Here is a 4,333-nt window from a genome sequence, read left to right on the forward strand (position 1 = left end):
CTGCTGGAGGAGCTGAACCGGACGGCGGCGCCGTATCCTGCGGAGCGGTGCATCCACGAGCTGTTCGAGGCGCAGGTGCACAAGGCGCCGGATGCGGTGGCGGTGGTCTGCAAAGATGAGCGGCTGAGCTACGGCGAGCTCAATGCACGGGCCAACCGCCTGGCGCATCACCTGATCGCCCTCGGGGTCAGGCCGGACCAGCCGGTTGCGATCTGCGTCGAGCGCAGTCCGATGATGGTGGTGGGGCTTTTGGCGATCCTGAAGGCCGGCGGAGCGTATATGCCGCTGGACCCCGCCTATCCGTCGGCGCGGCTGCATCAGGTGCTCGACGATGCGGCCCCGCCGCTGCTGCTGGCCGATGTGGCTGGCCGTGCCGCCTTCGGCGCGGATGTGCCGGCCATTGTGAGCGTGGTGGAGCTCGATGCTGCGGCGCCGGCCTGGGCCAGCCTGCCGGAAGCGGATCCTGACCGGCGCGCGCTCGGCCTGACCTCCCGCAACCTCGCCTATGTGATCTACACTTCGGGATCCACGGGCACGCCCAAAGGGGCACAGAATGAGCATCGGGCTATCGTTAATCGCCTGATCTGGATGCAGAACGCCTATGGTCTGAAGCCAACAGACGTCGTGTTGCAGAAGACGCCATTAAGCTTCGATGTCTCGGCCTGGGAGTTCTTTTGGACTTTGCTTGAAGGGGCAACGCTGGTACTGGCCCCACCCGGTGCGCACAGAGATCCCGATGCATTGGTCGACTTGATCGTCAGCCAGCACATCACGACGGTTCACTTCGTGCCATCCATGCTGGTCAGCTTTTTGGATGCGAAGAGTGTTGACCGCTGCACATCGCTGCGGCGGGTTTTATGCAGCGGCGAGGCGCTCCCTGCCGCCAGTGTGTATAGGGTTCGGCGCGTATTGCCCTGGACGGCCCTGCACAATCTCTACGGTCCGACTGAGGCCGCGATCGACGTTACATCCTGGAGCTGCCCGGCTGAGTTTGATGAGGCCATCGTCCCGATTGGCCGTCCTATTGCCAACACGCGGGTCTACTTGCTGGATGGTCATGGCGGGCTGGTGCCGTTCGGTGCGGTGGGCGAGCTCTGCATTGGCGGGGCGGGGGTGGCGCGGGGCTACCTCAACCGCCCTGAGCTGACAGCGGAGCGGTTCATCCCCAGTCCCTTTGTCGAGGGCGACCGGCTGTACCGGACCGGCGACCTGGCACGCTACCTGCCGGATGGCAATCTGGAGTTTTTAGGCCGCAACGACGAGCAGGTGAAGATCCGCGGCTTCCGGATCGAACCGGGCGAGATCGTCGCGCGGCTTTGCGGCCACCCCTGCGTGCGCGAGGCGGTGGTGGTGGCGCGCGAGGATGGTCGCGGCGAGCAGCGCCTCGTTGCGTATGTCGTTGCCGCCGAAGCTGAGGAATCTGATCTTGCCGGCGGTTTGCGGGCGCATGTGAGTGCGGGGCTGCCGGACTACATGGTGCCGAGTGCGTTCGTGCGGCTGGCGGCGCTTCCGCTGACGCTGAACGGTAAGCTCAATCGAAACGCGCTGCCGGCCCCGGGCGACGAGGCGTATGCGCGCCGGACCTACGCGCCGCCACAGGGCGAGACGGAGACGGTGCTGGCGCAGATCTGGGCCGAGCTGCTGGGGCTGGAGCGGGTCGGACGGCACGACAACTTCTTCGAACTGGGAGGGCACTCGCTCTTGGCGGTGCAGATGATCGAGCGTCTAAGGCGGCGGTCACTGCGCATCGAGGTGCGCACCTTGTTCGTCAAGCCGGTGCTGGCTGATCTGGCTGCAAGCCTGGGCCGCCATCACGAGGTGGCGGTCCCGGCCAACCTGATCACCGAGCGAAGTGCGGCGATCACGCCGCAGATGTTGCCGCTGATTGAGCTGGCCCAGGGCGAGATCGACCGGATCATCGCCACAGTGCCCGGCGGGATTTGCAACATCCAGGACATTTACGGCCTGTCGCCGCTGCAGGACGGCATCCTGTTCCATCATCTGTTGGCGGCAAAGGGCGATCCGTACCTGCTGGTATCGCAGATGGCGTTTGACGAGCGTGGGCTGCTCGATCGCTATCTTGCCGCGGTCCAGCGGGTGGTGAATCGGCACGACATTCTGCGCACCTCGTTCGTCTGGGAGGGCCTGTCGCGCCCGGCCCAGGTGGTGTGGCGGGAGGCGCGACTGGAGGTGATCGAGGTCGAGCTGGATGGCGCTCATGGTGCTGGCGCCGCGCAGCTTAAGGAGCGGTTTGATCCGCGCCAGCACCGCATCGAGCTTGGCCGAGCACCACTGCTGCGATTTATGATTGCGCGCGAGCCCGGCAGCGCGCGCTGGCTGCTGCTGGAGCTGCAGCATCATCTGATCGGGGATCACACGACGCGGGACGTGATGCATGCTGAGGTCCGGGCCGAGCTGGAGGGGCGCCAGCATGAGCTGACGGCGCCGCAGCCATTCCGCAATCTGGTGGCGCAGGCGCATCTACGCCGTGATGCCAAGGCCGATGAAGCGTTCTTTCGGGAGCTGCTGGCCGACATCGACGAGCCGAGCACGCCGTTCGGCTTGCGCGAGGTGCGCGGCGACGGCAGCGGGGTTCGAGAGGCGCAGCGGATGCTGCCGTCAGCGCTCCAAGCGAGGCTGCGCGAACAGGCACGGCGGCTGGGCGTGAGTCTGGCGAGCCTGTGCCATCTGGCGTGGGGACAGGTGGTGGCGCGCAGCAGCGGCCGCGAGCAGGTGGTGTTCGGCACGGTGCTGTTAGGCCGCCTGCAGGGCAGCGCTGGCGCCGACCGCACGATGGGGCTGTTCATCAACACCCTGCCGCTGCGGCTTGATCTTGATGGGACAGCGGTCGAGGCGAGCGTGCGAACCACGCACGCCCGGCTGGCCGAGCTCTTGGCGCACGAGCAGGCCTCGCTGGCGCTGGTACAGCGCTGCAGCGCTGTTGCGGCGTCGGCGCCGCTGTTCAGCACGTTGTTGAACTACCGTCACAACACGGCGCCGGCTGTGCCCGGCTCCGGGATGGATGATGTCTTGTCGGGCATGGAATGGCTGGGTGGGGAGGAACGCACCAATTATCCGCTGACCCTGTCGGTGGAGGATTTTGGCGAGGCGCTGGGCCTCACTGTGCAGGTGGCGGAGCCTATCTCTGCGGATCGGATCTGCGGCTACATGCAGCGGGTGCTCGAGGAGCTGGCAAAGGCGCTGGAGCATGCCCCGGATACGCCGGTACGCGAGTTGGACATCTTGCCAGCTGAAGAGCGCACCTATCTGCTGGAGGATCTGAACCGGACGGCGGAGGCCTATCCATCGGACCTGTGCGTCCATGAGCTGTTCGAGGCGCAGGTGCAAAAGGCGCCGGAGGCGGTGGCGCTGGTCTGCGAAAACGAGCGGCTGAGCTATGGCGAGCTCAACGCGCGGGCCAACCGGCTGGCGCATCACCTGATCGCCCTCGGGGTCAAGCCGGACCAGCCGGTTGCGATCTGCCTCGAACGCAGTCCGGCGATGGTGGTTGGTGTCTTGGCGATCCTCAAGGCTGGCGGTGCCTATCTGCCGCTGGACCCAGCATATCCCAGCGAGCGGCTGCATCAGGTTGTCGACGATGCCGCGCCGCGGCTGCTGCTTTGCGACGTCGTCGGTCGCGCAGCACTCGGTCTCGAGGTGCTGACCGATGTGACGGTCATCGATGTGGAGACGGCCACGCCCGCCTGGGCCGAACGGGCGGCTTCAAACCCTGACCGGCGCACGCTTGGCCTCACATCGGGCCATCTCGCTTATGTGATCTACACCTCAGGCTCAACCGGAACCCCAAAGGGGGTCATGGTCCAGCATCAAGGGTTGGTCAATCTGCTGTCGGCTCAGGTCGGCCTCTTTGGCGCTTCTTCCAACAGCCGCGTCGTGCAGTTCGCCTCCATTGCTTTTGATGCAAGCGCTTGGGAGCTTGTTATGGCGTTTGGCTCCGGAGCCGCTTTGCACTTGCCTGCGGAAGAGATCCGTCAAGCGAGTAACAAGCTATCGGATTATCTGCAAAGCGAAGCCATCACCCACGCGACATTACCCCCAGCGTTGCTTCAGACAAACAAGGATCCGAAATGTTTGGCTGTGCAAGCTCTCGTTCTTGCTGGAGAGCTGCCGAAGCCAGAACTCATCCGAAGTCTGGCCCCAACATCAATTGTCAATGCTTACGGCCCGACCGAGGCAACAGTCTGTGCGACGATCTGGACTTGCCCGGCTGATTTTAATGGGTCATTGGTCCCGATCGGGCGCCCAATCGCCAACACGCGTGTGTACTTGCTGGATGGCCATGGCGCGCCCGTGCCGTTCGGCGCGGTGGGTG

At 65.1% G+C, this 4,333-nt stretch carries 1 protein-coding gene; it reads left to right on the forward strand.

Translation table 11 applies throughout. The features are described 5' to 3' along the window. The coding region (locus tag I6F24_RS37170) for a non-ribosomal peptide synthetase (RefSeq protein WP_225148801.1) at positions 1-4,333 on the forward strand (4,333 nt) is incomplete at both ends.

The organism is Bradyrhizobium sp. BRP23 (assembly GCF_020194135.1).
In the GTDB taxonomy this organism is placed as follows: Bacteria; Pseudomonadota; Alphaproteobacteria; order Rhizobiales; family Xanthobacteraceae; genus Bradyrhizobium; species Bradyrhizobium yuanmingense.